Raw genomic sequence first — 25,781 nt, forward strand, 5'->3', positions numbered from 1 at the left:
CCCATGGCCTTCGCGATCACGCAGACGTGCTGCAACGACGCCTCGTGCGTGGCGGTCTGCCCCGTCAACTGCATCCATCCGACTCCGGACGAGCCGGACTTCGGCACCACCGAGATGCTCTACGTCGACCCGGGCGCGTGCATCGACTGCGGCGCCTGCGCCGACGCGTGCCCGGTCGACGCGATCTTCCCGGTGGACGCGCTCACCGGCCCGCTCAAGGCGTACGCCGGGATCAACGCCGACTACTACACCGGCCGGGACCCGCTCGCCGAGGCCGCCGACCCGGCGCCGAACTTCCACCCGTGGAACCCGCCGGTGTTCACCCGGACCATCCCGAGCGACCTCGCCCCGCTCGACATCGCGGTGGTGGGCACCGGTCCCGCCGGCATGTACGCCGTCGAGGACCTGCTGCTGCACACCAACGCGCACGTGACGCTGATCGACCGGCTGCCCGTCGCAGGTGGCCTGATCCGGTACGGCGTCGCACCCGACCACCCGTCGACGAAGAAGATCGGCGAGACCTTCGCGCGGTTCCACACGCATCCGCGGCTGCGGCTGCGCCTCGGGGTCGAGGTGGGCCGGGACGTCACGGTCGACGAGCTGGCCGGGCGGCACGACGCGGTGATCTACGCCGTCGGAGCCGCGTCGGCGCGCAGCCTCGGCATCCCCGGCGAGGACCTCACCGGCAGCGTCGCGGCGACGTCGGTGGTCGCCTGGTACAACGGCCATCCCGACGCCCAGCCCGATGTGCTCGACCTCTCCGCCGAGCGCGTCGTGGTGATCGGCAACGGCAACGTCGCACTCGACGTGGCCCGGATCCTGATCACCGACCCGGACGAGCTGGCGGGCACGTCCATCGCACCGGAGGCGCTGGAGCGGCTTCGGTCGAGCAAGGTCCGCGAGGTCGTGCTACTCGGGCGCAGGGGGCCCGACGCGGCCGCCTTCACGCGGCCGGAGCTCCTCGCGCTGACCGGACGGGACGACCTCGAGCTCGTGGTCGACGACCACGACCCGCGGACCGCGGAGGCGATCGACGCGACGGAGCCCTCCGGCAAGGCCGGCCTGTTGCGCGCCGCCACACGCGAGGCCGTCGACTGGTCGGTGGCTCCGCCGGACGGGCGGCGGCGCATCGTCTTCCGGTTCCACTCCGCTCCGGCGGAGATCCTCGGCGACACCCAGGTGCGCGGGCTCCGCGTCACGGGCCCGCACGGCGAGGTGGAGATCGCGACGGGGCACGTGGTCCGGGCGGTCGGCTACCGGGGAACCCCGGTGCCCGGGCTGCCGTTCGACACCGGCACCGGCACGATCCCGCACACCGGCGGGCGCGTGGAAGGGCGGCCGGGAACCTACGTCGTCGGCTGGATCAAGCGCGGTCCTTCCGGCGGCATCGGCGCCAACAAGGCGTGCGCGAACGAGACCGTGGGAACGCTCCTCGACGATGTCGTGGCGGGCAGGGTGCGGCCCGCGCGGAGGCCGTCGTCGCCGCTCGCGCGGTTCCTTCGCCGCGACTGAACTCGTTGCGGCGCCGGTGACTTTCCGCCTCGAGGTGGTCCCCGGTGATGTCCACACGGGATGGTCCGGGGGTGGCTTCGGCCGCCGCTGGGGACGCCGCGGCGCGCTCGTGCTGACCTCGCGCCGGCGCGGGCGTAGTATCGGCGATGCCGGGCGGCGTTTCCGCGATGCCCGGCCTGGGGACGGGAGCATCGGTATGGCGTGGAATCCCGATCCGGAGCCGTCGTCGGGGAGGCCGACGCTGGAGACCGAGCGGTTGATCCTGCGTGGCTGGCACATCGACGACGCCCCGGCGGCGCTGTCCATCTACGGCCAGGCCGCCGTGGCTCGCTGGCTGAGTCCGGCCATGGACCTGGTTCCCGACCTCGCGGCGATGCGGCTGCTGCTGCAGCACTGGATCGCCGAGGCCGACCGGATGCCGCCGCCCGCGGGCCGCTGGGCCATCCAGCGCAAGGAGGACGACCTGGTGGTCGGCGGTGCGATCCTGCTGCCGTTGCCGCCGGGCAACGAGGACTTCGAGATCGGGTGGCAGCTTCGCCCCGACTACTGGGGCCAGGGCTACGCGAGCGAGACCACCCACGCGCTGGCCCGGTGGGCGTTCAGCCACGACATCGACGAGATCTTCGCCGTCGTCCGGCCCGGCAACAAGCGCGCGGCCGCGACCGTCCGTCGCAACGGCATGCAGTGGGTGGGGGAGACCGGGAAGTACTTCGGGCTGACGCTGCAGGTCTTCCGGCTCCGCCCCGCCGATCTCGACCAGGTGATGAGCGGCAGCCTGCTCCCGGAGCGCCCGCGCCAGGCCGAGATCGACTAGTCCCGCGCGAGTTCCCCGTTCCGCACTGCGAGTCCGCGTGCGGGAACGCCCAACTCGCGCTGTTTTGAGCGAGTCCAGTCTGGGTAGGCCGCGGGGATGCGGAACCGACGCGAAACCACCGCGCCCGCCGACGACGTGGCGACGCTGCTGCGATCCGCGGGGCTGCGGGTGACCGCTCCCCGGCGAGCGGTGCTGACCTGGCTCGACCGGCATCCGCACGCGACCGCCGACGCTGTCCTGGCCGGCGTGCGCGACGAGTTGGGTTCGGTGTCCCACCAGACGGTCTACGACGTGCTGCACGCCTGCGTCACGGCCGGGCTGGTGCGCTCGGTTCAGCCTGCCGGGCACCCCGCGCGGTTCGAGCGCCGGGTCGGCGACAACCACCACCACCTGGTCTGCCAGGACTGCGGCCGCACGCAGGACGTGGACTGCGTCACCGGCGACGCGCCGTGCCTGGCACCCGTCGACGACCACGGTTTCGGGATCGAGGAAGCCGAGGTCGTGTTCTGGGGCCTGTGCCCCGCCTGCACCGAGAAGAGGAGAACGGCATGACCGAACGGACGCGCCCCTTCACCACCACGGACGCCGGCATTCCGGCCGAGACCGACGAGCACTCGCTGACCGCGGGGCCTGCCGGGCCGATCCTGCTGCAGGACGCCTACCTGATCGAGCAGATGGCCCAGTTCAACCGCGAGCGCATCCCGGAGCGTCAGCCGCACGCCAAGGGCAGCGGCGCGTTCGGCCGCTTCGAGGTGACCAATGACGTCAGCCGGTACACCAAGGCGGCGCTGTTCCAGCCCGGCGCCAAGACCGAGCTGGTCGCCCGCTTCTCCACCGTGGCCGGTGAGCGCGGCAGTCCCGACACGTGGCGGGACCCTCGGGGCTTCGCGCTGAAGTTCTACACCTCCGAGGGCAACTACGACATGGTCGGCAACAACACGCCGGTCTTCTTCGTCAAGGACCCGATGAAGTTCCAGCACTTCGTCCGGTCGCAGAAACGCCGCGCCGACAACAACCTCCGCGACCACGACATGCAGTGGGACTTCTGGACGTTGTCGCCCGAGTCGGCGCACCAGGTGACGTGGCTGATGGGCGATCGCGGCATCCCGCGCACCTGGCGGCACATGAACGGCTACAGCTCGCATACCTACATGTGGGTGAACGCCGACGGCGAGCGGTTCTGGGTCAAGTACCACTTCAAGACCGACCAGGGCATCGAGTTCTTCACCCAGCACGAGGCCGACCAGATGGCGGCGGCTGACACCGACTACCACACCCGCGACCTGTTCGAGCACATCGCCGAGGGGGACTTCCCGAGCTGGACGCTCTACGTGCAGATCATGCCGTACGAGGACGCCGCGAACTACCGCTTCAACCCGTTCGACCTGACGAAGGTGTGGCCGCACGGCGACTACCCGCTGACCGAGGTCGGCCGGATGACGCTGGATCGCAACCCCACGGACAACCACGCCGAGATCGAGCAGGCCGCGTTCCAGCCGAACAACCTCGTGCCCGGCATCGGACCGAGCCCGGACCGGATGCTGCTGGCCCGCCTGTTCTCCTACGCCGACGCGCACCGCTACCGCATCGGTGGCAACTACCAGCAGCTCCCGGTCAACGCACCGGTCGTGCCGATCAACACCTACTCCAAGGACGGCGCGATGGCCTACCGCAAGACCACGGACCCGGTGTACGCGCCGAACTCCAAGGGCGGTCCGGCCGCCGACACCGAGCGGTACGGCAGCCCGCCGACCTGGGAGACCGACGGACACATCGTCCGCTCCGCCTACGTCGACCACGCGGAGGACGACGACTGGGGCCAGCCGGGAACGATGGTCCGCGAGGTGCTGGACGACGCCGCCCGCGACCCGCTCGTGGACAACGTGGTGGGGCACCTGCTCAACGGCGTGTCCGAGCCCGTGCTGGAGCGCGCCTTCGAGTACTGGCACAACATCGACAAGAACATCGGCGACCGGATCCGCGAAGGCGTGCGGGCCAAGCAGGACGAGAAGGACCCCAAGGCCGCCGAGCAGAGCAACCCGGCGCGCCGGAGCATGCAGAAGAAGGCCTGACCTCACCCGGGTGGGTTCGCTCGAACGCATGGCGTCGGTCCTGGCGCCGTTTGCCGGTGCCCGGCCCCGACGAACCCTCCGCGTGAACGGCCGAGCAGCGGCCGGTATCAACGAGGAGGTTCGCCGTGAACATGTTCGACAAGGCCAAGGAAGCGTTCGGCAAGAACCCGGACAAGGCCGAGCAGGGCATCGACAAAGCCTCCGACGCGGCGAAGTCGAGGTTCGGCGACCACGCCGACAAGATCGACCAGGGCGCCGACAAGGCGAAGGACTACCTGCGCGGCGGCGGAGGCGACCAGCAGAACCAGCAGGGGCAGCAGAACCAGCAGGGGCAGCAGGGGCAGCAGTAGCCCGCGCTCAGCGGCGCGCCTGCGAGGGCGCGACGCCGTAGCGCCGCCGGTACGCCGCGGCGAACCGGCTGGCGCTGGAGAAACCCCACCTGGCCGCCGCGTCGCTGACCGTCAGCGACGGATCGGCACGCAGGTCCGCGTCGGCCCGCTGCAGGCGGACTCCGATCAGGTACTCGGTCGGTGTGCGGTCGAGCCACTGGCGGAAGCCCTCCTGCAGCCGCCGCACGCTGGTGCCCGCCACGGCGGCCATCTCGCCCGCGGTCCACGGCCGGGCCGGGTCGTCGTGCAGCTGATCCACGACGCGCCTGATCGCGCGCGGCGCAGGCAACGGGCCCGCGCCCGCGTCGGGGCAGCCGGCCAACAGCAACCCGGCGGCCACCGCGCCGGCGAGCTGCGCGCGGACCAGATCGCATTCGCCGAACAGCTCGGGATCATGCAGGTGGGTGGCGAGGCTCCCGACGAGCTGCCGCCACGCGCGGCCCCGGCCGTCGCCCAGATCCAGCTGGTCGGGCAGTCCGCCGCGGACGGTCACGCGGTCGCCGCCGAGCACCCGCTCGGCCTCGCGTTCGAACCACCCGCTGTCGAACTTGACCCCGAGCACCGTGCACGTCGCGTCCCAGTGGCTGATGAGCGACGGCGTGTCCGCGCGGAACACCGTGGCCTGCCCCGGCACGGAGGTCACCGGCCCGTACCGGCCCCGGCTCTCCAGGTGCCCGGTCAAGGGCAGGTTGATCTCGTAGGCGCCGGGGTAGTCACACGCGATCCGCACGTCGGCGCCCCAGCCCACGTGGCCGACCAGCACCGGTCCCAGATCGAGCGTGCGCAGGGTCAGGCGGGGGTCGCGGCCGCCGCCGACCAGCCGCAGTTCGTGCGGGAAGTACGCCTTTGCCACCTCCCGGGAGGCCTGATCCCAGTCCCGGGGTGCGGCACTACGCCGTGCGCGCATGGTGGAAAGGGTACCTGAGAGCCAGGTCACGAACTCGCCGCGCGATCCGTGCCGGAGCCGCGCGAAGCGTGTCGCCGGGTCGGCCCGCGGCCGCTTACCTTCCCGTCCATCCCGGACAACGACGTGGGAGGACCGAGAACGATGACGACGACCGAGCGGCCCGATCTGGCCTGGCTGAACGACGTCACCATGACCGAGCTGGAGCGCAATCCGTACCGGGCGTACGAGCGGCTGCGGGCGGAGGCGCCGCTGGCCTACGTGCCGGTGCTGGGCTCGTACGTCGCCTCGACGGCCGAGGTGTGCCGCGAGGTAGCGACCAGCCCTGACTTCGAGGCTGTGATCACGCCGGCGGGCGGGCGGACGTTCGGGCATCCGGCGATCATCGGGGTCAACGGTGACATCCACGCCGACCTGCGTTCCATGGTCGAGCCGGCTCTGCAGCCGGTCGAGGTGGACCGCTGGATCGACGACCTCGTGCGCCCGATCGCCCGCCGCTACCTCGAGCGGTTCGAGAACGACGGCCAGGCTGAGCTGGTGGCGCAGTACTGCGAGCCGGTCAGCGTGCGCTCGCTGGGCGACCTGCTCGGCCTGCAGGACGTCGAGTCCGACAAGCTCAGGGAGTGGTTCGCGAAGCTGAGCCGCTCGTTCACCAACGCCGCGGTGGACGAGAACGGCGAGTTCGCCAACCCGGAGGGCTTCGCCGAGGGCGACCAGGCGAAGGCCGAGATCCGCGCGATCGTCGACCCCCTGATCGACAGGTGGATCGAGCACCCGGACGACAGCGCGATCTCGCACTGGCTGCACGACGGAATGCCTCCTGGGCAGACCCGCGACCGCGAGTACATCTACCCCACGATCTACGTCTACCTGCTCGGCGCGATGCAGGAGCCAGGGCACGGCATGGCGTCCACGCTCGTGGGTCTGTTCTCCAGGCCCGAGCAGCTGGAGGAGGTGGTGGACGACCCGGCGCTGATCCCGAGGGCGATCTCGGAGGGGCTGCGCTGGACGTCGCCGATCTGGTCGGCCACCGCGCGCATCTCGACCAAACCCGTGACGATCGCCGGTGTCGACCTTCCCGAGGGCACCCCGGTGATGCTGTCCTACGGCTCCGCCAACCACGACACCGGGCAGTACGAGGCGCCGTCGACCTACGACCTGCACCGGCCGCCGCTGCCGCACCTCGCCTTCGGCGCGGGCAACCACGCGTGTGCCGGCATCTACTTCGCCAACCACGTGATGCGGATCGCGCTGGAGGAGCTGTTCGAGGCCATCCCGAATTTGGAGCGCGACACGCGCGAGGGCGTCGAGTTCTGGGGCTGGGGCTTCCGCGGCCCGACGAGCCTGCACGTCACGTGGGAGGTCTGAGATGGGCTTCGCGGTGAGCGTCGGCGGCCGCCGGGTCGAGTGCGCCGCCGACCAGACCCTGCTCGACGCGTGCCTGCGGGCCGGGGTGTGGATGCCGAACTCGTGCAACCAGGGCACATGCGGCACGTGCAAGCTCACGGTGCTCTCCGGCGAGGTCGACCACGGGGCGTCCCCGCTCGACACGCTCACCGAGGAGGAGCGCGGCGCCGGCCTTGCGCTGGCCTGCCAGGCCAGGCCGGTCGCGGACGTCACCGTGGGCGGCGCGCCCGAGGGCCGCACGACGCACCCGCTGCGGGATCTCACCGCCACGGTGCTGGAGGTCTCCGACATCGCCCGCGACACCCGTCGCGTGCTGCTGGGCCTGGCCGAGCCGCTGGAGTTCGAGGCGGGACAGTACGTCGAGCTCGTGGTGCCCGGCTCGGGTGCGCGGCGGCAGTACTCGCTGGCCAACACCGCCGACGAGGACAAGGTGCTCGAACTGCACGTCCGCCGGGTGCCCGGCGGTGTCGCCACCGACGGCTGGCTGTTCGCGGGGCTGGCCGCGGGGGACACCGTGGACGCCACCGGCCCGCTCGGGGACTTCCACCTGCCGCCGGAGGCCGAGGACGACGGCGGGCCGATGGCGCTCATCGGCGGCGGCACCGGCCTCGCGCCGCTGGAGGGCATCGCCAGGACGGCGCTGCGGCGGCACCCGGACCGTCAGGTGCTGCTATACCACGGCGTGCGCGGCGCGGCCGACCTCTACGACCTGGACCGCCTTGGCGAGCTGGGGGAGGAGCACCCGAACTTCGAGTTCGTCCCCGTGCTGTCGGACGAGCCGGACCCGGCCTACCGCGGCGGCTTCCCGACCGACGCGTTCGTCGAGGACGTCGGCAGCGCGCGCGGCTGGTCGGGTTGGCTGTGCGGGCCGCCGCCGATGGTGGAGGCCGGGGTCAAGGCGTTCAAGCGCCGCCGCATGGCTCCCCGGCACATCCACCGCGAGAAGTTCACTCCGGCCGACGCGATGTGACCCGGCCGGAGGCGATCCCACTCGGTTGATCGCGACTTCCGATCGCCGGGTCGGCCGTTCCCCCTGCGGCCACGAACCGCTGTCGCGCTGAGCCCCGTTCGGTGGAAGGGCGCCGACGAAGGGAAGGCGAGACAGCAGGCGTGAGCCGGATCAACTGGAAGGGCTGACCCGGCACTTCGGCGTGGTCACGGCTGTCGGCGGGTGGCTCGACATCACCGGCGGCGAGTTCCTCGTCCTGCCGGTGGGCCCGAGCGGGTGCGACTGTCCAGTCTGGACATAAGCCTACGAGCCTCGTCCAGCAGCCGTGGCTTCACTTTCGGAGCAGGAGGCTCCGTTCCAGTCGGCGGGAACCCCGACGGGGTAGGGCGCAGCGTCGAACACGCCGGTGCGCGCTGACGTCGTTGTCCTGGACGGGGGCCGCGCCGGTGACGACCAGCGCGGCGATCGTGAGTCCGGTGAGCAACATGCCCGACACTGTGCTCCCGGCGGGCCAGGGCCGATCCGCCGGGAAGCGGCTCCTTCGCCCGCGCGCACCGACGTGGCGTGCCGCAGGCCCCGTGGTGTCCACATCGGAATGCGCGGACGTTGGCGTTTGGCGTCGCCGACCGCGGGTATGCCGCTGGGGTGGACCTGACCTTGGGTCCAGCGAAGGGAGTGAGCTCGCGATGACCAAGGCCCGCGACATCATGACCAGGGACCCCGCGTGCGTTCGCACCAGCGACACCGCGCTGGACGCCGCCAAGCGGATGGCCGAGCTGGGCGTAGGCGCGCTGCCGATCTGCGGTGAGGACAACCGGCTCAAGGGCATGCTCACCGATCGCGACATCGTGGTCGAGGTGCTGGCGGAGGGCAAGGACCCGCGTGCCGTGCGGGCGGGCGACCTGGCGCAGGGTGAGGCCGTGACAATCGGCGCGGACGACGATGCCGACGAGATCTTCCGCACCATGTCCCGGCACCAGGTGCGCCGGCTGCCGGTGATCGACGGCCACGACCTCGTCGGCATCGTCGCGCAGGCCGACGTGGCCCGTGCGCTGGACGATCCGCAGGTTGGCGACCTGCTCGAGGCGATCTCGCGCTGAGGTACCCGGAGGGGATGACCGGGCCGGCCCACCGGTGGCCGACGCGGTCGATCCGGACGTGCCGCTGGACCGCGTCGGGGACGCGCGCGGTGCCGCTCGGCGAGGCGAGCCTCGGCACGCGCGAGTTCGACGTCAACGGGAGTGTGCGTGGCCTGCCCGGTGCGCCTGGCGATCCGAGGGTGGCGCTGGGGCCTTCGAGCGCTGGCCGACGTGCATCGGTCGGCTCGCCCGGAGCGCAACGGTCGCGGTGGCGTCGTGCCGGCGGGCCTCGGCGCACACCACGGTCGCGTCATGGCGGCGCGGGGCCGGGGAGGGCCGACGGAGGTCATGCCGGGCGCCCGGGTTCGCTCGACGCCGTGCCCCGGAGCGCCGCGTTCGTCTTACCCGGCGGCGAACCCGCCCCGGGGTGCTGACCGGCAAACCGGGCCGCTGGGACCTCGGCGTGGCCCGCCGCCCCGAGCGGGAACGGTGGGGCAGCTACGTGCCGACCGTACCTCTGCGCTGCGACGTGTTTCCGCGGGTCGCCGAGACCTGGGAGTGCGACCACTGGTGGCCAGCGTGGCCGATGGCCCGGAACCCGTCGAACGGACGTAGCGAGCCTGCCACGCCGGGCGGCAGACTGGCCGGTCATGATCAGATCGACGTTCACGGGACTGCTCGCCGCCGTCGCCGTACTCGGTTTCGTCTCGCCGGCACAGGCCACCCCGCGTGACCAGCCGGTCGACCCCCGGCCCAGCACCGCCGAACTGGCCTGGGAACTGCACGCGCTGGAATGGCGGAGCCGGGGTGCGGTCGACGTGTCCGAGATAGGCAGGTCCAACCAGGGCAGGCCGGTGTGGAGCGCACGGGTCGGCCACGGACCGCTGCGCATCCTCTACGTCACCCAGCAGCACGGGGACGAGCCCCTCGGCACCCCGGCGGCACTGGAGTTCCTGCGGGAGACCGGCGTCGGCCAGAGCAGGTACCAGCGCTGGCTGCGCTCGCGGGTCACCGTCGACATCATCGTGCGGGCCAACCCGGACGGGCACGAGCAGAACTGGCGCTACAACTACGATCCCGACGCCCAGCCGGAGTACGGCGAGGCGGGCAAGGGCTACGACATCAACCGGTACCACGACCCGGCGGTCGCGCCGGAGGACAACCCCGCCACCGAGGCGGGACTCATCCAGGCCCACCACGCGAACTTCGACCCGGCCATCGTGGTCGACTACCACATGCAGGGCCGCTACGTCGACGACGACGGCAGGGAGATCACCGCGTCGCTGATGTGGCCGACCCATCCCGGCGTCGACCCCGCCGCGGTCGCGCTGGCCAAGCAGGTCTCGGCGGTGGCGCACCGGGCGATGACCGAAGCCGGCGGGAACGCCACGCAGTACCCCGGCGGCGACTACGAGGGCATCGCCCGCAACGCCTACGGGCTGCTCGGCAAGGGCAGCGTGCTCATCGAGCTGAGCGACATGGGCGACGAGCACGAGCAGGCGCAGATCGCCTCGGCGCTGAGCTCGATGCTGGCGATCGCGCGGAGCGCCGCGGACGGCTCGCTCGGCACGGTCGATCCCGGCGAGGCGGAGCGGATCCCGCCGCGCGGTGAGCCGTTGCCGCGGGCCGCTGGCGCCCTCCTCGTGGACAGCGGCGACTGACCGGCCGAGCCCGCGGCTGACGACTGCGGTGAAGGCCACGATCACTGCGTTGATCGGGCACAGTGGCGCGGGGCGTCTCCGTTTGGGTGGTGGGGAGACGGGTGGGCGCGGGCAGGGTGGCCTTCACCGCAGTCCGGCCGATCAGGCGCTGACCTTGGCGGAGAGCTCGACGTTCTCCTCCACGGGGCGACGCGGGGACGTCCCGGTGCGGGCGTGTGTGGCCTAGGGCGTGAGCCCCACGAGGTCGCCGATGCCATCGGATCACGTCGGGATCACCGTCGGCGGCCGGGCGGTGTGCGGGGCCGCCGGGGTCAGCCGAGGCGCTCGCGCAGCCGGATGTGCACGGTGTCGCCCTCGCTCTTGCCGATCGCGCGCTGGACGTCGGTCTTCACCGGCAGCTTGTGGGTGCCGTCGCCGAGCGCCATGAACGACGCGCGGAACGGGTGGCCGTCGATCGTGCCGCGGACCTTGACGAGCCCTCGGGTGCCGAAGAACTCGGCGGAGCCCGGCAGGACCACATAGGTCCAGCCGCCCTTGGCCGGGCTCTTGAGCAGAGTCGCGGTGAACTCCTTGTTCAGCGGTCCAGGGTGCTTGCCGGTCATGACGTCCTCCTCGCCGGGGGTGGAGCGCGGTTCGCCGTCGGGTCGAAGCCGGTGGCCCCCTTCTCGACATCGCCGTGGAGAAAAGTTCGTGACGCCATGGACGTGCCGAGATGGATAGTGTAGGTTTCCATTATGGATAGTTGAGGTATCCATCACTGCTTGGGAGGTCAGGTCTCATGACAACGACAGACGTTCGTCCCTCGCGTTTCCCCTCGGTCACCCGCAGGGCGGTGCTGCACTACCTCGAGATGTCGGCCGCGATGGGCCTGGGCATGGCGATCCTCGGGCCGCTGGTGCGCTGGGGCCTCGGCGCGGCGGGCTGGTCGGCCGTGTTCGAGTACACCGACGTGCGGGCAATGATCATGGCCACGGAGATGGCCGTCGCGATGGCTGCGTGGATGCTCGTGCGCGGACACAGCCTCCCGGCGGTGGCCGAGATGACCGCGGCGATGTACGTGCCGTTCGTGGTGCTCCTGGTGCCGTACTGGGCCGGGCTGATCTCCGGGGGCGCGCTGATGGGCGTCGGCCACGCCGTGATGTTCGTGGCGATGGCCTGGCTGGTCTACCGGCGCAGGCACGAGCACCAGCACGGCTGACCCCTTGCCGGCGAACCGGTCGGCGCCCACCATTGGTCGTGATCGAACCTGGGAGGACCGGTGAACGACGACCTCTGCCGCCTCAGCGCCCTGGACCAGCTCGCGGCGCTCCGGCGGCGTGAGCTCAGCGCCGAGGAACTGGTGCGCGCCCACCTCGACCGCATCGACCGGCACAACCCGGACGTCAACGCGATCGTCACGCTCGTGCCGGAGCGGGCGCTGGCCGACGCGAAGGCCGCCGACGACCGCCTCGCCTCGGGTGAGGAGCCGGGCCCGCTGCACGGGCTTCCCGTCGCGCACAAGGACCTGCACCTGACGAAGGGCATCCGCACCACGTTCGGCTCGCCCTCGCTGGCGGACTTCGTGCCCGACGAGGACGACCTCGTGGTCGAGCGGCTGCGGGCCGCCGGCGCCATCACGATCGGCAAGACGAACACCCCGGAGTTCGGCGCGGGGTCGCACACCTTCAACCCGGTCTTCGGCGCCACGCGCAATCCCTACGACCTCACGCGCAGCGCCGGCGGCAGCAGCGGTGGGGCCGCAGCCGCGCTCGCCGCGGGCTTCCAGCCCATCGCCGACGGCAGCGACATGGGCGGCTCGCTGCGCAACCCGGCCTCCTTCTGCAACGTCGTCGGCCTCCGGCCCTCGCCGGGAAGGGTGCCCGGCTACCCGGCCGCGCTGGGCTTCGCGCGCCTCGGTGTGCAGGGGCCGATGGCGCGCACGGTGGCCGACACGGCGTTGACCCTGTCGGTGCTGGCCGGGCCGGACGACCGCAGCCCCATCGCGCTGACCGACCCCGGTGAGACGTTCCGGCGGCCGCTGGAACGGGACCTGACCGGGCTGCGCGTGGCGTGGTCGCCGGACCTCGGCGGCGCGGTGCCGGTGGAGCCCGGCGTGCTGGAGGTGCTGACGCCGGGGGTGAAGCTGTTCGAGCGGCTCGGCTGCCACGTGGCTGAGGACTGCCCCGACTTCGCCGGCGCCGACGAGGTGTTCCGGACGTTGCGGGCCTGGCAGTTCGAGCAGGCCTACGGCAGGCTCGTGGAGCGTGAGCCCGAGCTCGTGAAGCCCTCGCTGCGACGCAACGTGGAGCAGGGCAGGGCGCTGACCGGACCCGACCTCGGCCGGGCGGAGGCGTTGCGCACCCGGCTGTACCACCGGGTGCGCGAGTTCTTCACCCGCTACGACGTGCTCCTGCTGCCCGTGTGCCAGGTGCTGCCCTTCGACGCCGGGCAGGAGTACCCCGCGTCGGTCGACGGCATCCCGCAGGACGATTACCTCGGCTGGATGCGGTCGTGCTACTTCGTGTCCACAGTGGGCAATCCGGCGCTGTCCGTGCCCGGCGGGTTCACCGACGACGGGCTGCCCGTCGGGTTGCAGATCGTCGGCCCGCCGAGGGCGGACTTCTTCGTGCTGCAGGTGGGGTACGCGTTCGAGCAGCTCACCGGGTACGGCGGGCGCGCTCCCGCACTCAGCTGACCGGGTCCCGGTCGGCGACGTGCACGGCCCGCCCGTCCTGGTAGACGGCCAGGACGCGCTTTCCGAGGTCGTGCACGTCGAGCGGGTCCCCGTCGACGACGACGAGGTCGGCCCGCTTACCGGGGGTGAGGGAGCCCAGCGTGGCGTCGAGCCCCATCAGCTCGGCGGCCGACAGGGTCGCCGCGTGCAGCGCGTCGGCCGGGGTGAGGCCGTGCTCGACGAGCAGTTCCAGTTCGAGGAGGTTCTCGCCGTGCGGGTAGAGGGGAGCGTCGGTGCCCATCGCGATCCGCACCCCGGCCTCGACGGCGCGCCGGACGCTGTTGTCGCTCGGCGCCTGGATCTTCTCGACGATGTGCTCGGGGTAGGGGACACCGGCCTCGATCGCCTGCCGCAGGCCGACTCCCGCGCTGAGCGTCGGAACGAGCCATGTGCCGCGGTCGGCCATCATCGCGAGCGTCTCGTCGTCGAGGAAGTGGCCGTGCTCGATCGAGCGGACCCCGTTGCGCACGGCGGCCTTCGCGCCCTCGCCGTGCGCGTGCGCCATGACGTGCAGCCCGGCCGCCCCGGCCTCGGTCACCATCATGCTGATCTCGTCGTCGCGGAAGTGCGGGATCCGCGGCCCCGCTCCGCTCGACACGACCCCGCCGCTCGTGGCGACCTTGATGACGTCCGCGCCCGCGCGCACGAGTTCCCTGATCTTGCGACGGATCTCCTCCGGCCCGTCCACGATCACGGGCGGACGGCCCGGGTGCGGCGGGAGCAGGTCCAGCACACAGGTCGACGGCCACCACGGATCGCCGTGCCCGCCGGTCTGGCTCAGCATGTTGAGCGAGAGCTGCATCCGGGGCCCGGGAATCAGGCCGCGTTCCCGCGCGACCCGCATGCCGAGGTCGGCGCCCGCGGCGTCGCGGACGGTGGTGACGCCCGCGGCCAGTGTCTTCGCCATGTTCAGGGCGCCCTCGTAGAACTGGAGCGAGAACGGCTGCTGCGCGCTCTCGACGATGTCCGAACCGGTCATCGTCAGGTGCACGTGGCAGTCGATCAGTCCGGGCAGGACACCACGGCCGGCGCAGTCCACCTCCTCGTCGCCGTCGAGGCCGGTGCCCACGTCTACGATCCAGCCGTTCTCCACCGCCACGTCGGCGGGAGCGGCGGTCCGGGACACCGCGTCGAACAGGGTGCCGCCGCGGAAGACGGTGCGCTTCATCGCTGAACTCCACTCACGGTCTCGGCGCCGGGTTCACCGCTCGGCGCCTTCCGTTCGGTCTGCCTGCGGATCAGGGGAGTGACGGCGAGCAGCAGCAGCGCGATCACGACCGCGCCGGCGCCGAGCAGGCCGAAGTAGGCCGCCGCCGAACCGGCGTCGTAGAACTTGACGAGCTGGGCGCCGATGCCCTGGCCCGCGGCGTTCGAGGACAGCCACAGGCCCATCGTCTGCGTGGCGAACGCGGCGGGCGCGAGCCGCGCCGTCGCGGAGAGCCCGATCGGCGAAAGGCACATCTCGCCGATCGTCACCACCGCGAGGCTGGCGACCAGCCAGAGCGGGTTGGTCTGCCCGCCACCCAGCGCGGGCAGCACGAGCAGCAGGTACGACAGGCCCGCGATGGCGAGGCCCACGGCGAACTTGTGGGCCGGCGACGGTGGCCGCGTGGACCGGTCGAGCCGCAGCCACAGCACCGCGAACAACGGCGTCAGGACGATCAGCACCAGCGAGCCGACCGACTGGAACCATGACGCCGGGATGGTGAACCCGAGCGCACCCAGGTCGGTGCTCTCGTCGGCGTATTGAGCGATCACCGTCGCGCCCTGCTCCTGGATGCACCAGAAGGCGACCGCGGCGACGAACATCGGGATGTAGCCGCGCACCCTCGCGCGTTCGACGGCGGTGGTCCGCCCGCTGCGCAGCATGACCGTGAAGTACGCGGCCGGAACGGCGATCGCGACCACGCTGATGAGGTTCACGACCCCGCCCGCGTCGAGCGTTCCCGTCGCCACGGTCCCGACGATGATCGCGACGAGCGCCGCGATGCCCGCGAGCACGCCGGCCAGCCGCCCACGCGGAACCTCCCGCAGCCGCAACGGGTTCTTCGGGCGGTCGCTGAGCGGGCTGAGGTGCCGCTGCGTGCGGACGTACACGATCAGGCCGACCGCCATGCCGACCGCCGCGATCCCGAATCCGAGGTGGTAGTCGTACGTCTGGCCGACCGTGCCGACCACCAGCGGAGCGGCCACGGCGCCCACGCTGATGCCCATGTAGTAGATGCTGAAACCGGAGTCGCGCCTCGGGTCGTCCCGGGCGTAGAGGTCACCGACGGATGAGGAGATCGTCGGCTTCAGCAGTCCGGTGCCGCTGGCGATGAAGATCATCGACGCGAACAGCGCACCAGCGCCGGCCGGGATCGCCAGGCAGATGTGCCCGCACATGATCAGGACGCCGCCGAGCAGGGTCGCGCGCCGGTCGCCGAGCAGCCGGTCGCTGATCCAGCCGCCGAGGATCGCAGCCAGGTAGGTCGCGGAGCCGTAGACCGCGATGAGGGACCGGGCGTCGGCGGAGTCGATCCCGAGCCCGCCGTCCAGCATCCGGTCGGTCATGTAGTACAGCAGCAGCGCCCGCATGCCGTAGTAGGAGAACCGCTCCCACGCCTCGGCGAAGAACAACCCCACCAGGCCGCGGGGCTGGCCGAAGAACGCGCGATCCGTATCCGTACTGCCCATCCCACCGCACCCTTCGGCCAGACCCGTGATTGGCAGCAGACGATACATCTGCCCTATCGGCTGATCAATAGACGATTCGGCGGCGATCGATGGACTCGGTCGCTGTTACGGTCTTCGGTACCTGAGTGTGCGTGCTATTCGGCGATCGAACCGGGATGCGTTAGGTTGGCTCGCGTGCGAGCGAACCTGGACGAGATCGACGAGCAGCTCGTGCGCGCGCTGCACCGGGACGGCAGGGCATCCTACGAGACGCTGGCGCGGCTGGTCGGCCTCGCCAGGTCGACCACGAAGGCGCGCGTGCAGCGGCTGCTCGGGGAGGGCGGGATCCGGCTGGTCGGCGCCATCCATCCCGCCGTGTTCGGGCTCAACCAGCTCGGCCACGTGATCGTCGAGACGCACGGGCCGGCGGCGCCCGTCGCCGAGCAGATCGCCGAGCTCGACGAGATCTCCTTCGTCACCACCACCGCGGGCCGGTTCGCGGTCACCGCCGAGCTGCGCACCGAGGACATGGAGGCGTTCGCGCGCGGCCTCGCGCGGGTCCAGGCCGTCCCCGCCGTGCGCGCCGTGCAGGCGATCACGTACCTGCGGATCTGGAAGGACCCGTACTTCCCGCCGGGGCCGCTGGAGAGCCCCGGTCCGCTGAGCGAGATCGAGCTCGACGCCTCCGACCACGCGCTGCTCGCCCACCTGCGGGTCGACGGGCGCGCGTCCTTCGCGGAGCTCGCGAGCGTCAGCGGACTCTCGCCGGGAGCCACCCGGGCGAGGGTGCTGCGCCTGCTGGAGTCCGGTGTGGTGCACGTCGGCGCGCTGGTCCGGCTCAACCCGCTCAGCCGGACCTACACCGTGGGGTTCGCGCTCAACGTGGTCGGCGAGACCGAGCCGGTCGCCAGGGAGGTCGCCGCGCTCGACGAGGTGGACTGCTTCGCGACCGGTGTCGGCTGGTGCAACGGGATCGGCACCATCCGGGCGGGTTCACTCGACGAGGTGCTGGCGACGCTGGAACGCCTGCGCGCACTGCCCGGCGTCCGGACCGTCGAGTCGTGGGCGCATCTGCGCGCGATCAAGGAGGAGAGCGACCGGGCGCTGCCGCTCGCGGCTGCTCCCGCGTCCGTCCACAGTTGACTCCACGAGGTTCAGCGCAGTCCGTCGAGTACCGCTTTCGCGACGGGGCTGGGGTGTGGCGTGTCGAGATCCAGCAGGCCGGTCGGCGTCAGTGGTGGCTGCGCCATGAACCGCGGCCGTGTGCCCCGGTGGGGCTGGGCCGCGTGCACCAGGAACGGGTGGCACACATAGACGTCGCCCAGCTCGCCGGTCGCGAGCGTGACCGGGCGGTGCGCCGACGCCTCGACCGCGTCGACGCACAGGGACATCCACTCGCGGCCCTCGTCGCCCGCCTTCGCCAGCAGCGGTGGGACGTCGAGGTGGGAGCCCGCCCGGATCCGGGTCGGCGCGTCGTCGGGACCGATGTCGGAGAACAGGAACAGCAGCAGCAGTGCGCGGTTGCGGGAACGCAGGTTCAGCCGCGGTTCGCCCTGTGTCCCGGCGTAACTCGCCTCCACGTGCCAGCCGTCGTCGCCGGGCTCGGCTTCGCTGGGGAAGCGCACCGGAAACGTGCCGAGCCCACCGAGCGGCACCCAGCGGTCCTCGCCGACGAGGGCGTCGAACGTCTCGTGCAGCACGGGGGTGGTGGCCGCCTCGCGGAAGGGTGGGGTCGAGAACCCGCCGAGCCGGACGACCGGTTCGCGCCACGTCGCCGGGTCGCCGGGGGAGCAGCCCGTGGCCTGCCACAACTCATCGACGCACCGCTTCCCGACGTCGCGGGGGAACGCCCCCGGCAGCTTGACGAAGCCCTCGGTCACGAACCGGTCGATCTGCTCAGCACTCAGGCCCACGCGGTCATCCTGGTGTGCGGCACCCGGCGGGAGCCACCGGTTTTCACCGTGGCGATGCCGTGTGGACGGTCCCTGTAACGACACGTAGTGCCATTACTGAGGGTGTCCGCCCGAGGGCCGCAGTGACGCGCTGATCTGCTGGACGACCTCCGCCAGTGACGCGGAGCTGCGCAGCACCGCCACCACGGTCTCGTCGTCGCCGGTCTCGCGCCGGGGCTGCTCCGTGGAGAAGGCGTCGACCACCAGCTGGAAAGCCTTGCGCGCCATGGCATGCGCGTCCTCGGTGCCGCCGCTGCGCAACCACCGGCGCAGCACGTGGTTGTGCGCGGCGGCGACGGCCGCGGCGGCCACGGACGCCCGGAGATCCGCGAGTGGTTGCCCGTCGGTCTCGAACCGCGCGCGCAGGTACCGCGCGAGCACGCGCTGGTAGCGGTCGACGCTGGCGACCTCCCTGTCCCGCAAGGGGGCCACGGTGTGGGTCAGCGTGTAGCGCTTGACCGAGACGTCGGGGTCGGACAGGTACGAGTCGAGCACGAGGGTGACGCCCGCGCAGGCCACCTCGATGGGGTTCTGCCGGTCGTCGGCCTCGGCGAAGAGGCGCTCGATGTCGCGCAGAACCTCGTCGTGGCTGGGAAAGATGGCGTCTTCCTTGGAGCGGAAGTACCGGAAGAAGGTCCGCCGTCCCACGCCGGCGGCCGCCGCGATGTCGTCCACGGTCGTTTGTTCGTACCCGCTCTCGAGGAACAGGTCGATCGCCGCCACGGTGAGCGTGCGCCGCAGGAGCCTGCGACCCTCCGTGGTCCGGCCGACCCGGCGGCGGCCCGTCTGCTGAGGTTCCACCGACACGCGCCGAACTTACCAGGACCCATTGCTAATGGCACGGAGTGCCGTTAGCATCGACACATACCCGAGGTGCCGTGGAGACGAGGAGCGCCATGGAGCTGCAGCGAGACCTGGTAACGAGGCCGGCGTTTCCGGACTACCGTGGCGTGTTCGGCTGGCCCGTGCGGTGGGAGGCGACCGGCCCGCATCTGGTGATCGGGTCGGGAATCGGCGCCGTGGCCATGCCGAAGGCGCAGTCGGAGGCCGTGCTGGCCGGGCTCGCCAGGCAGGACTGCCTCGGTCCCGTGCTGGCGATACCCACCAAGCGCGAGATGATGAGCGTCCTGCTGGTGGAGGCCGAGCTGCCCGCCTGGGGTGACGCGCCGCCGCCCGAACAGGTCAGGGTGCTGCCCGCGGGCACCACGGTGCCGCTGCCCGACTGGCGCAGGCCCGAGATCCACGCCAGGTGGATCGTCGAGCCCGACGCCCATCGCCGCTGGTTGCCGAGCCTCGGCGCCGTGCTGGCCACCATCCGCTCGTCGACGCCCGGCGCGCTGTTCCGGACGCTGGTGCCCGGCGGCGCCCGCTGAGACCTCGGGGCGCCTACGTGGGCACGTCGGCGTTGTCCTGGTGGTCCGAGGCGGCCCGCAGCTCGGCGCCCCTGGTCTCCTTGACGGCGGAGACCGCGGCGAACGAGACCACGCACAGCACCATGATGTAGACGCCCACCGAGCCCGACCAGCCGGTCCGCTGCATGAGCAGCTCGGCGATCATCGGGGCGAAGGCGCCGCCGAGGATGGTGCCCAGCGCGTAGCCGATGGAGACGCCGGAGTACCGGACGGCCGCGGGGAACATCTCCGCGTACATCGCCGACATCGGCCCGTAGGACAGGCCGAGCCCGATGGTCAGCACGAAGATCGCGGCGCCGAAGAGCCAGATGTTGCGCGTGTCGATCAGCAGGAACAGCGGGATCATCCACACGAACACCAGTCCGTAGCCGAGCTGGAACGTGCGCACCCGGCCGAGCCGGTCGGAGAGCGCGCCGCCGTACACGGTCGCCGAGAGCCAGCCCAGCGAGCCGATGACGATCGCGAGGAGCACCGACGACCTCGGCAGCTCGAGAGTCGCGACGCCGTAGTTGAGGAAGTAGGCGATCACGAGGTACCCGGCGGCGTTGTTCGCGACGAAGATCAGCGCGCTGAGGACGATCTGCCTGGTGTTGCCGCGGAAGACGTCGCGCAGCGGCGCGGCGGACTGCTTCTTCTTCGCCAGCATCTCCCGGAAGACCGGGCTTTCCTCGACGGCCCTCCGGATGACGTAGCCGATGCCGATCAGCACCACGGAGAAGAGGAACGGGACGCGCCAGCCCCAGCTCTCGAACTGCTCCGGCGTGGTGACGGTGGTGGTGACCCACAGGACGCCGGTGGCGAGGATGAGCCCCAGCGGCACGCCGGCCTGCGGGTAGGAGCCGAACAGCCCGCGCCGGTGGAGGGGCGCGTGCTCGACCGACATCAGTGCCGCGCCGCCCCATTCGCCGCCTGCCGAGAACCCTGCAGGATGCGCAGCAGCATCAGCACGATCGGAGCGGCCAGCCCGATGTCGGCATACGTGGGCAGCGCACCGATCAACGCGGTCGCGGCGCCCATGAGCACGAGCGTGAGCACGAGCATCTTCTTGCGGCCGAGGCGGTCGCCGTAGCGGCCGGCCACGACGGCTCCGAGTGGACGGAAGAGGAAGCTGATGCCGATCGTCGCCAGCGAGATGACCGTGGCCAGTCCTGGTGCGTGCTCGCCGACGGGAGCGAAGAAGAGCGGCGCCAGTACGAGGCTCGCGGCCTGCGCGTAGATGAAGAAGTCGTACCACTCGATGGTGGTCCCGGCGAGGGTGCTCACGAGCACCCTGCGCTCCTCGGTCGATCTGCGGTGCCGGCGCGCGGCCGCGGCTTTCTCGGTGGGCATTGGAACTCCGTTGTTCGAGCGGGGATCGGGGAGGTCGCCCTAAACGACCGAATGGACGGTAATTAATACGCTCCCCGAAGGCAAGGCCGAGATAGGGTCGCCGGGTGCCCGACCCGATCTTCGCCCACCGCCGCCTCGCGCCCGTCTACGACGCTTTCGAGGGGGACCGCGACGACCTTTCGGCCTACCTCGCCGTCGCCGACGAGCTGGGCGCGCGCCGGGTCGTCGACGTGGGCTGCGGGACGGGCTCCCTGGCGATGCTGCTCGCCGACAGCGGCCGCACCGTGGTCGGGGCCGACCCGGCCGGCGCGTCGCTCGAGATCGCGAGGGAGAAGGACCCCGCCGGGAAGATCACCTGGATCCACGGCGACGCGACCACGCTGCCCGCACTCGGCGCCGACCTCGCCGTGCTGACCGGCAACGTGGCGCAGGTGTTCCTCACCGACGAGGCCTGGTCGAAGACCCTGCGGGGCGTCCACGCCGCCCTGCGTCCGCGCGGCCACCTCGTGTTCGAGACCAGGCGTCCCGAACGGCGGGCGTGGGAGGACTGGGCCGCCGACACCAGGGTGGTCACCGTGGACGTCCCCGGGATCGGCCGGGTGCGGCGGTGGCTGGAGGTCACCGACGTGAGCCCGCCGCTCGTCTCCTTCCGCCACGTCTACCGGTTCCTCTCCGACGGCGCCGTGCTCACCTCCGACTCCACCATCCGGTTCCGCGACCGGGCCGAGGTCGAGGCGAGCCTGGCCGCCGAGGGATTCCGGGTGCTCGACGTGCGCGGGGCGCCGGACCGTCCCGGTCGCGAGTTCGTCTTCCTCGCGCAGCGCACGGGCTGAGACCGCCAGGGCGACGGGGACGCCGGGCGGGCATACTGCCTCCCATGGAGCGGAGGAAGCGGCGTGGCTGGAGGGAACTCTCCCCTGGGGAGCGGATGGTGATCGGCTCCGGCGCGGTGGTCCAGTTCGCGCTCGCGGGCTACGCGTGGGCCGATCTCGCCAGGAGGCCGGAGGCCTCGGTGCGGGGTCCGAAACGGGTCTGGGGCCTCGTCATCGGGATCAACTTCATCGGCCCCGCCGCCTACCTGTGTTTCGGCAGGCGCTGAACGCGGTCAGCGCGCGATGGGGGACCGCCACCTCGATCCGGTACGTGGCCGCGGCGCGCTCGCCGAGGTAGAACTCGATCGGCGGCCCGCCGCGGCGGTAGCCGTGCCCGGTCATCCAGTGTTCGAGCGCCGGTACGCCTCGCCGAGGTAGCACACCTCGGGTGGCTCGGCCGTACCCAGGCCGTGCCGTCCGGTTTCGGCGTACAAACAAGACAGTGCCGTGCCGATGACCTCGCCCAGCCGCCCGGGCGCGGCCTTCTGCCGCAGCGCGAGCACCGTCCGGTTCGGGGTCTCGCGCACGCGCACGGGACGTTCCATGCACGCCAGTCTTGGGGCGGCGACCCGCTGCCGGTCCGGGCTAAGGTCAGCGACAATAGGGACCAAGGGCCCTGTGCCGGACGCCCGTCGGCGGGGATCGTCGCGTTTGTGACGACATCTCTGCCGGGGCGGCCCGCGCCGACGGTTCACGTCGAGGCCGCCTCGGGCGTCGACCCGGCGTTCCTGGACTACGCGCTCGAGCGGACCCGCGCGCTCTGCGCCCGCTATCCGATCGACTCGCTGAACGTGCGGATGTCCCGCACCCGGCATCCGGCCATGCCCGCGGCGGTCCGCACCGACGCGACGGCCGTCTGGCACGGCCGCACGGTGCGGACCCGCGCGGTCGGCAGGTGCGCGCGCAGCGCCGTGGAGGCCGCGGTCGAGGGACTCGACAACGGCTTGCGCACGGCCCAGCGCTGACGCCGGGACCCGTCAGTCACCTCCGGAGGGGCGGCCGGACGAGTCCACCGGCCCGAGCCCGCCTCGCCGAGGCAGCCGGGAGCAGGGTGGTCGTGGTCGGCGAACCACGCGAGGCAGCGCCGACCTGCCCGGCCGCCCGTCGCCTGGTGGGCGACCGGTCGGCGACGTGATGACCGTGCCCGCCGTGGCGGCTGGCGCGCGCGAAAACGTCGGGGAAGTCGTGGACGTGGTGAGCGACATGCTCGACAGGGGGCCGCGCAGCCTGCCGGTCGTGGTGGGAACAAGGTGGTCGGCATCGAGAGCCGTCGCGACCTCGCCGGATGCTCGCGCGCAGCGACGAGGCGCTCGCGCGCGACGTCCAGCACCGGCTCGCGACCTTCGGCGGCCCCGGCAGGTGGACCGTCGCGGTGCACGCGGGCGAGGTGACGATCACCGACCGGTTCGACAGCGAGACCGACCGCCAAGCCGAAGTGCTGGCGGTGGGCGTTCCCGGAGTGCTCAGGGTCTCCTGCGTCGGCGCGTCGGCCTGAGCGCGCGTTCGCCACGGCGTCGCCCCGCCCTGCCGGGCTCGCGTGGGGTCCGGCAGGGCCGGAAGCCACCCACCCCAGGGGACCTTCGCTCCTGTCCGGCGGCGGGGTCCGTGGCGCACCGTCAGGGCAGAAGCGCGAGCAAGGTGAGGAGGTGCTTCGGCATGACGAACGCGAATCCCTATCCCGTCCGGGTCGAAGCGGAGCTGGACCCCGGTCTGTCCCGCTGGTTGTGGCTGGTGAAGTGGCTGCTGGCGATCCCGCACTACCTGGTGCTTTCGGTGCTGTGGCTCGCGTTCGGCGTGCTGACGGTGGTGGCGTTCTTCGCGATCCTCGTCACCGGCCGCTATCCGCGCGGCATCTTCGACTTCAACGTCGGCGTCCTGCGGTGGACGTGGCGCGTGCACTACTACGCCTACGCCGGACTGGGCACCGACCGGTACCCGCCCTTCACCCTGGCCGAGGTGCCGGACTACCCGGCGCACCTGGACGTCGACTATCCCGTGCGGCTGTCCCGCGGCCTGGTGCTGGTGAAGTGGTGGCTGCTGGCCATACCGCACTACATCGTCGTGGGGCTGTTCGCGGGCGGCGGGTTGTGGTTCCTGTGGTGGCCGGGCGACAGCGACGACACCACCTGGGCAGGCGGCGGCCTGATCGGGATCCTGGTGCTGGTGGCCGGGTTTGTGCTGCTGTTCACCGGCTCCTACCCGCGACCGGTGTACGACTTCGTGCTTGGCATGGACCGGTGGGTGGTGCGGGTCGCGGCCTACGCCGGGCTCATGACCGACGAGTACCCGCCCTTCCGGCTCGACCTCGGTGGCGGCGAGCCGTCGAGGCAGCCCGAGGGTCCGCTTCCGGCGCCGCGCTCCGGCGCCACGTCGGCCCGGCCGGGCGGCTGGACGCCGGGCCGGATCACGGCCGTGGTGGTCGGAGCCGTGCTCGCTCTCGTGGCGATGGGACCGATCACCGGGGGCGTCGCCATGCTGTGGGCCGACCGGAGCCAGCGCGACGCGGATGGCTTCCTCACGGCGTCGGGCACGTTCGACACCGGCACCTACGCACTCGCGACCGAGGCGGCCCGGTTCGCCGGCGCGCCCGAGTGGGTCGGGGCCGCCCTCGGCGATGTGCGAGTCCGGGCGGCCTCGACCGATCCGAGTGAGGCCCTTTTCGTCGGCATCGCGCCGTCGGACGAGGCGGCCAGGTACCTCGCGGGCACCGAGTACGCGACGGTGCGGGACGTCGACGACGACGGCTCCGCGGCGATGACCGTCCACAGTGGAGGCGCGCCGGCCACGCCGCCCGCCACGGCCGGGATCTGGACGGCGCAGTCGAGCGGCACCGGAACCCGGACCGTGCGCACCCCTGTGGACGTGGGCGACTGGACGGTCGTCGTGCTCAACGCCGATCGCGGCCGCGGCGTGAGCGTGCGCGCGGAGGCCGGGGCGACCGTGCCCGCGCTGCCGTGGGTCGGCGGTGGGGCCCTCGTGCTCGGCGTGCTCCTCCTGGGCGCAGGCGGCCTCCTGATCGGCAGGGCCGCGCATCTTGCGGCCGAGCACCCGCGAGGCAGCAAACCACCCACCGGCGAGCCTGCGCGCGCCCCGCACGGATAACCCGACCGCGGTGAAGGCCACCATCACTGCGCCCACCCGTCTCCCTGCCACCCGAACGGAGACGCTGTGCGCCACTGAGTTCGCCTCCACGCAGGCATGGTCGCCTTCGCCGGGCGGTGGAGCGCTCAGTGGGCTTTGGCCGCGCGCCAGTAGCCGCAGAACATGATGTCCTCCTTGGGCACGCCGGCGCGGATCCAGTGGCGGCGCAGGGTGCTGGGCAGCGTCTGCTCCCCGACCACCCAGCCGTAGAAGCGCTCACCCGGCAGCTCCATCGCGGTGGCGGCCTCGATCGCGGCCTGGCCGGGCCTCGCGGCGTGGCCGGTGCGCACGACCCAGTGGAGCTCGACGCCCTGCGGCGCCTCGAGTTTCTGGCGGTCGTCCTCGCCGGGCACCTCGATGACCGCCTCGCCTGCCAGGTCGGTGGGCAGCGCGGCGAGGATGCCGGCGACGGCGGGCAGGCCGGTCTCGTCGGCGACCAGCCGGACCCGGCGCAGCGCCGGGTCCGGGTTGAACCCGATGCCCTCGTCGAGAATGGCCACCGGGTCGCCGGGCCGGCAGGTCTGTGCCCAGGTGGCGGCGGGGCCCGCGGTCCCGTCGCCCGGCGTGCCGTGCAGCACGAAGTCGACGTCCAGCTCTGGTCCGGCGGGGCCGTCGGGCCGGTACGCGCGCACGGTGTAGTTGCGCAGCACCGGGCGCTCGGTCCTGGAGATGGTGAGGTACCTCGCGTACGCGAGCGTGTTGAGCTTGTTGGGCAGGCGCGCCAGCGAGTTCTCGGCGACCGGAAGGAAGAGCCGGAACCACTGGTCGAAGCCCATCGGCGTGAACCGCTCGATGTCGCGCCCTCCCAGGGTGACCCTGGCGAAGTGCTCGGAGATCCGTTCGCGCCGCAGCACCTCGAGGGTGAGCAGTCCCGTGGTCGCCGGCTTGACCCTGGTGGACGACAGGTTCGTACGCGCCAT

General features: G+C 71.9%; 26 protein-coding genes and 1 pseudogene. 18 read left to right on the plus strand and 9 right to left on the minus strand.

Annotation, left to right across the window (positions count from 1 at the left end):
- Positions 1-3: 3 nt before the first annotated feature.
- The 5 genes from DI005_RS09740 (at position 4) to DI005_RS09760 (ending at position 4,748) form a co-directional block, all read left to right on the plus strand.
- Positions 4-1,512: an FAD-dependent oxidoreductase gene (locus DI005_RS09740; RefSeq protein WP_113641917.1), complete on the plus strand. Its 1,509-nt coding sequence runs from the start codon at positions 4-6 to the stop codon at positions 1,510-1,512.
- 196 nt (positions 1,513-1,708) lie between these two features.
- The gene (locus tag DI005_RS09745) at positions 1,709-2,326 is read left to right on the plus strand and encodes a GNAT family N-acetyltransferase (RefSeq protein WP_112270212.1); all 618 of its coding nucleotides are present in this window, start codon (positions 1,709-1,711) and stop codon (positions 2,324-2,326) included.
- A 96-nt stretch (positions 2,327-2,422) separates the two neighbouring features.
- Entirely contained in the window at positions 2,423-2,878 is a 456-nt protein-coding gene (locus tag DI005_RS09750; RefSeq protein WP_113641918.1) for a Fur family transcriptional regulator, read from the plus strand.
- Positions 2,875-4,398, plus strand: a complete 1,524-nt coding sequence (locus DI005_RS09755; RefSeq protein ID WP_113641919.1) for a catalase — start codon at positions 2,875-2,877, stop codon at positions 4,396-4,398. Before DI005_RS09750 ends, DI005_RS09755 begins: the two co-directional genes overlap by 4 nt.
- A gap of 131 nt (positions 4,399-4,529) precedes the next feature.
- Positions 4,530-4,748: an antitoxin gene (locus DI005_RS09760; RefSeq protein WP_369973569.1), complete on the plus strand. Its 219-nt coding sequence runs from the start codon at positions 4,530-4,532 to the stop codon at positions 4,746-4,748.
- Between the two features lie 7 nt (positions 4,749-4,755).
- On the opposite strand, the gene DI005_RS09765 is transcribed toward DI005_RS09760, so the two are convergent.
- The gene (locus DI005_RS09765; protein ID WP_112270220.1) at positions 4,756-5,694 is read right to left on the minus strand and encodes an AraC family transcriptional regulator; all 939 of its coding nucleotides are present in this window, start codon (positions 5,692-5,694) and stop codon (positions 4,756-4,758) included.
- Positions 5,695-5,835: 141 nt separating this feature from the next.
- Here DI005_RS09765 and DI005_RS09770 point away from each other — a divergent pair, with 141 nt between their 5' ends.
- The 4 genes from DI005_RS09770 to DI005_RS09785 all read left to right on the plus strand — a co-directional run bounded on the left by DI005_RS09770 (position 5,836) and on the right by DI005_RS09785 (position 10,787).
- Positions 5,836-7,059: a cytochrome P450 gene (locus DI005_RS09770; RefSeq protein WP_112270222.1), complete on the plus strand. Its 1,224-nt coding sequence runs from the start codon at positions 5,836-5,838 to the stop codon at positions 7,057-7,059.
- 1 nt (position 7,060) lies between these two features.
- Entirely contained in the window at positions 7,061-8,068 is a 1,008-nt protein-coding gene (locus DI005_RS09775) for a 2Fe-2S iron-sulfur cluster-binding protein (RefSeq protein ID WP_113641921.1), read from the plus strand.
- Positions 8,069-8,733: 665 nt separating this feature from the next.
- Positions 8,734-9,147 (plus strand): CBS domain-containing protein, encoded by a 414-nt coding sequence (locus DI005_RS09780; protein ID WP_112270226.1) that lies wholly within the window; start codon positions 8,734-8,736, stop codon positions 9,145-9,147.
- A gap of 629 nt (positions 9,148-9,776) precedes the next feature.
- The gene (locus DI005_RS09785) at positions 9,777-10,787 is read left to right on the plus strand and encodes a M14 family zinc carboxypeptidase (RefSeq protein ID WP_113641922.1); all 1,011 of its coding nucleotides are present in this window, start codon (positions 9,777-9,779) and stop codon (positions 10,785-10,787) included.
- Between the two features lie 311 nt (positions 10,788-11,098).
- Here the strand turns inward: DI005_RS09785 and DI005_RS09790 are convergent, their stop codons facing one another.
- On the minus strand, positions 11,099-11,389 hold the full coding sequence (locus DI005_RS09790) for a DUF1905 domain-containing protein (protein WP_112270230.1): 291 nt from the start codon (positions 11,387-11,389) through the stop codon (positions 11,099-11,101).
- A gap of 176 nt (positions 11,390-11,565) precedes the next feature.
- Between DI005_RS09790 and DI005_RS09795 the strand changes: the two genes are divergently transcribed.
- Complete coding sequence (locus DI005_RS09795) at positions 11,566-11,985, plus strand: hypothetical protein (protein WP_113641923.1); 420 nt, start codon at positions 11,566-11,568, stop codon at positions 11,983-11,985.
- A gap of 60 nt (positions 11,986-12,045) precedes the next feature.
- Complete coding sequence (locus tag DI005_RS09800) at positions 12,046-13,461, plus strand: amidase (protein ID WP_113641924.1); 1,416 nt, start codon at positions 12,046-12,048, stop codon at positions 13,459-13,461.
- Here DI005_RS09800 and DI005_RS09805 read toward each other — a convergent pair.
- Together DI005_RS09805 and DI005_RS09810 are read right to left on the minus strand one after the other, a co-directional pair.
- Entirely contained in the window at positions 13,454-14,668 is a 1,215-nt protein-coding gene (locus DI005_RS09805) for an amidohydrolase family protein (RefSeq protein ID WP_112270236.1), read from the minus strand. The two genes, DI005_RS09800 and DI005_RS09805, sit on opposite strands and share 8 nt — an antisense overlap.
- Positions 14,665-16,176 (minus strand): peptide MFS transporter, encoded by a 1,512-nt coding sequence (locus DI005_RS09810; RefSeq protein ID WP_113641925.1) that lies wholly within the window; start codon positions 16,174-16,176, stop codon positions 14,665-14,667. Before DI005_RS09810 ends, DI005_RS09805 begins: the two co-directional genes overlap by 4 nt.
- Positions 16,177-16,350: 174 nt before the next feature.
- Between DI005_RS09810 and DI005_RS09815 the strand changes: the two genes are divergently transcribed.
- On the plus strand, positions 16,351-17,298 hold the full coding sequence (locus DI005_RS09815) for an Lrp/AsnC family transcriptional regulator (RefSeq protein ID WP_113641926.1): 948 nt from the start codon (positions 16,351-16,353) through the stop codon (positions 17,296-17,298).
- 11 nt (positions 17,299-17,309) lie between these two features.
- Here DI005_RS09815 and DI005_RS09820 read toward each other — a convergent pair whose 3' ends face one another.
- Together DI005_RS09820 and DI005_RS09825 are read right to left on the minus strand one after the other, a co-directional pair.
- Entirely contained in the window at positions 17,310-18,068 is a 759-nt protein-coding gene (locus tag DI005_RS09820) for a phytanoyl-CoA dioxygenase family protein (protein WP_113641927.1), read from the minus strand.
- A 93-nt stretch (positions 18,069-18,161) separates the two neighbouring features.
- The gene (locus DI005_RS09825; protein ID WP_233520071.1) at positions 18,162-18,914 is read right to left on the minus strand and encodes a TetR family transcriptional regulator; all 753 of its coding nucleotides are present in this window, start codon (positions 18,912-18,914) and stop codon (positions 18,162-18,164) included.
- An 89-nt stretch (positions 18,915-19,003) separates the two neighbouring features.
- Between DI005_RS09825 and DI005_RS09830 the strand changes: the two genes are divergently transcribed.
- A complete protein-coding gene (locus DI005_RS09830; protein WP_112270243.1) occupies positions 19,004-19,480 on the plus strand; it encodes a hypothetical protein in 477 nt (158 codons plus the stop codon).
- 13 nt (positions 19,481-19,493) lie between these two features.
- Here DI005_RS09830 and DI005_RS09835 read toward each other — a convergent pair.
- Positions 19,494-20,848 (minus strand): annotated as a pseudogene (locus DI005_RS09835) (MFS transporter).
- 104 nt (positions 20,849-20,952) lie between these two features.
- Here DI005_RS09835 and DI005_RS09840 point away from each other — a divergent pair.
- A complete protein-coding gene (locus DI005_RS09840; RefSeq protein WP_113641928.1) occupies positions 20,953-21,681 on the plus strand; it encodes a bifunctional 2-polyprenyl-6-hydroxyphenol methylase/3-demethylubiquinol 3-O-methyltransferase UbiG in 729 nt (242 codons plus the stop codon).
- A gap of 44 nt (positions 21,682-21,725) precedes the next feature.
- Entirely contained in the window at positions 21,726-21,947 is a 222-nt protein-coding gene (locus DI005_RS09845; RefSeq protein WP_112270248.1) for a PLDc N-terminal domain-containing protein, read from the plus strand.
- 111 nt (positions 21,948-22,058) lie between these two features.
- On the opposite strand, the gene DI005_RS09850 is transcribed toward DI005_RS09845, so the two are convergent.
- Entirely contained in the window at positions 22,059-22,265 is a 207-nt protein-coding gene (locus tag DI005_RS09850; RefSeq protein ID WP_147263835.1) for a hypothetical protein, read from the minus strand.
- Positions 22,266-22,373: 108 nt separating this feature from the next.
- Between DI005_RS09850 and DI005_RS09855 the strand changes: the two genes are divergently transcribed.
- From DI005_RS09855 to DI005_RS09865, 3 genes are all read left to right on the plus strand, one after another.
- Positions 22,374-22,685 (plus strand): hypothetical protein, encoded by a 312-nt coding sequence (locus DI005_RS09855; protein ID WP_112270251.1) that lies wholly within the window; start codon positions 22,374-22,376, stop codon positions 22,683-22,685.
- A gap of 320 nt (positions 22,686-23,005) precedes the next feature.
- On the plus strand, positions 23,006-23,215 hold the full coding sequence (locus DI005_RS09860; protein WP_113641930.1) for a hypothetical protein: 210 nt from the start codon (positions 23,006-23,008) through the stop codon (positions 23,213-23,215).
- Between the two features lie 161 nt (positions 23,216-23,376).
- Positions 23,377-24,822: a DUF4389 domain-containing protein gene (locus DI005_RS09865; RefSeq protein ID WP_112270253.1), complete on the plus strand. Its 1,446-nt coding sequence runs from the start codon at positions 23,377-23,379 to the stop codon at positions 24,820-24,822.
- 125 nt (positions 24,823-24,947) lie between these two features.
- Here DI005_RS09865 and DI005_RS09870 read toward each other — a convergent pair whose 3' ends face one another.
- Entirely contained in the window at positions 24,948-25,781 is an 834-nt protein-coding gene (locus DI005_RS09870; RefSeq protein ID WP_199542695.1) for a siderophore-interacting protein, read from the minus strand.

The sequence above is a fragment of the Prauserella sp. PE36 genome, from assembly GCF_003311655.1.
Taxonomy (GTDB): domain Bacteria; phylum Actinomycetota; class Actinomycetes; order Mycobacteriales; family Pseudonocardiaceae; genus Prauserella_A; species Prauserella_A endophytica.

Coding starts and splice junctions, on each gene's coding strand:
- DI005_RS09750 (WP_113641918.1), top strand. CDS start 2,423: ATGCGGAACCGACGCGAAACCACCGCGCCCGCCGACGACGTGGCGACG.
- DI005_RS09740 (WP_113641917.1), top strand. CDS start 4: ATGGCCTTCGCGATCACGCAGACGTGCTGCAACGACGCCTCGTGCGTG.
- DI005_RS09795 (WP_113641923.1), top strand. CDS start 11,566: ATGACAACGACAGACGTTCGTCCCTCGCGTTTCCCCTCGGTCACCCGC.
- DI005_RS09745 (WP_112270212.1), top strand. CDS start 1,709: ATGGCGTGGAATCCCGATCCGGAGCCGTCGTCGGGGAGGCCGACGCTG.
- DI005_RS09785 (WP_113641922.1), top strand. CDS start 9,777: ATGATCAGATCGACGTTCACGGGACTGCTCGCCGCCGTCGCCGTACTC.
- DI005_RS09775 (WP_113641921.1), top strand. CDS start 7,061: ATGGGCTTCGCGGTGAGCGTCGGCGGCCGCCGGGTCGAGTGCGCCGCC.
- DI005_RS09810 (WP_113641925.1), bottom strand. CDS start 16,176: ATGGGCAGTACGGATACGGATCGCGCGTTCTTCGGCCAGCCCCGCGGC.
- DI005_RS09770 (WP_112270222.1), top strand. CDS start 5,836: ATGACGACGACCGAGCGGCCCGATCTGGCCTGGCTGAACGACGTCACC.
- DI005_RS09760 (WP_369973569.1), top strand. CDS start 4,530: ATGTTCGACAAGGCCAAGGAAGCGTTCGGCAAGAACCCGGACAAGGCC.
- DI005_RS09790 (WP_112270230.1), bottom strand. CDS start 11,389: ATGACCGGCAAGCACCCTGGACCGCTGAACAAGGAGTTCACCGCGACT.
- DI005_RS09850 (WP_147263835.1), bottom strand. CDS start 22,265: ATGGAACGTCCCGTGCGCGTGCGCGAGACCCCGAACCGGACGGTGCTC.
- DI005_RS09860 (WP_113641930.1), top strand. CDS start 23,006: ATGCTCGCGCGCAGCGACGAGGCGCTCGCGCGCGACGTCCAGCACCGG.
- DI005_RS09865 (WP_112270253.1), top strand. CDS start 23,377: ATGACGAACGCGAATCCCTATCCCGTCCGGGTCGAAGCGGAGCTGGAC.
- DI005_RS09870 (WP_199542695.1), bottom strand. CDS start 25,781: ATGGCGCGTACGAACCTGTCGTCCACCAGGGTCAAGCCGGCGACCACG.
- DI005_RS09830 (WP_112270243.1), top strand. CDS start 19,004: ATGGAGCTGCAGCGAGACCTGGTAACGAGGCCGGCGTTTCCGGACTAC.
- DI005_RS09780 (WP_112270226.1), top strand. CDS start 8,734: ATGACCAAGGCCCGCGACATCATGACCAGGGACCCCGCGTGCGTTCGC.
- DI005_RS09755 (WP_113641919.1), top strand. CDS start 2,875: ATGACCGAACGGACGCGCCCCTTCACCACCACGGACGCCGGCATTCCG.
- DI005_RS09845 (WP_112270248.1), top strand. CDS start 21,726: ATGGAGCGGAGGAAGCGGCGTGGCTGGAGGGAACTCTCCCCTGGGGAG.
- DI005_RS09765 (WP_112270220.1), bottom strand. CDS start 5,694: ATGCGCGCACGGCGTAGTGCCGCACCCCGGGACTGGGATCAGGCCTCC.
- DI005_RS09805 (WP_112270236.1), bottom strand. CDS start 14,668: ATGAAGCGCACCGTCTTCCGCGGCGGCACCCTGTTCGACGCGGTGTCC.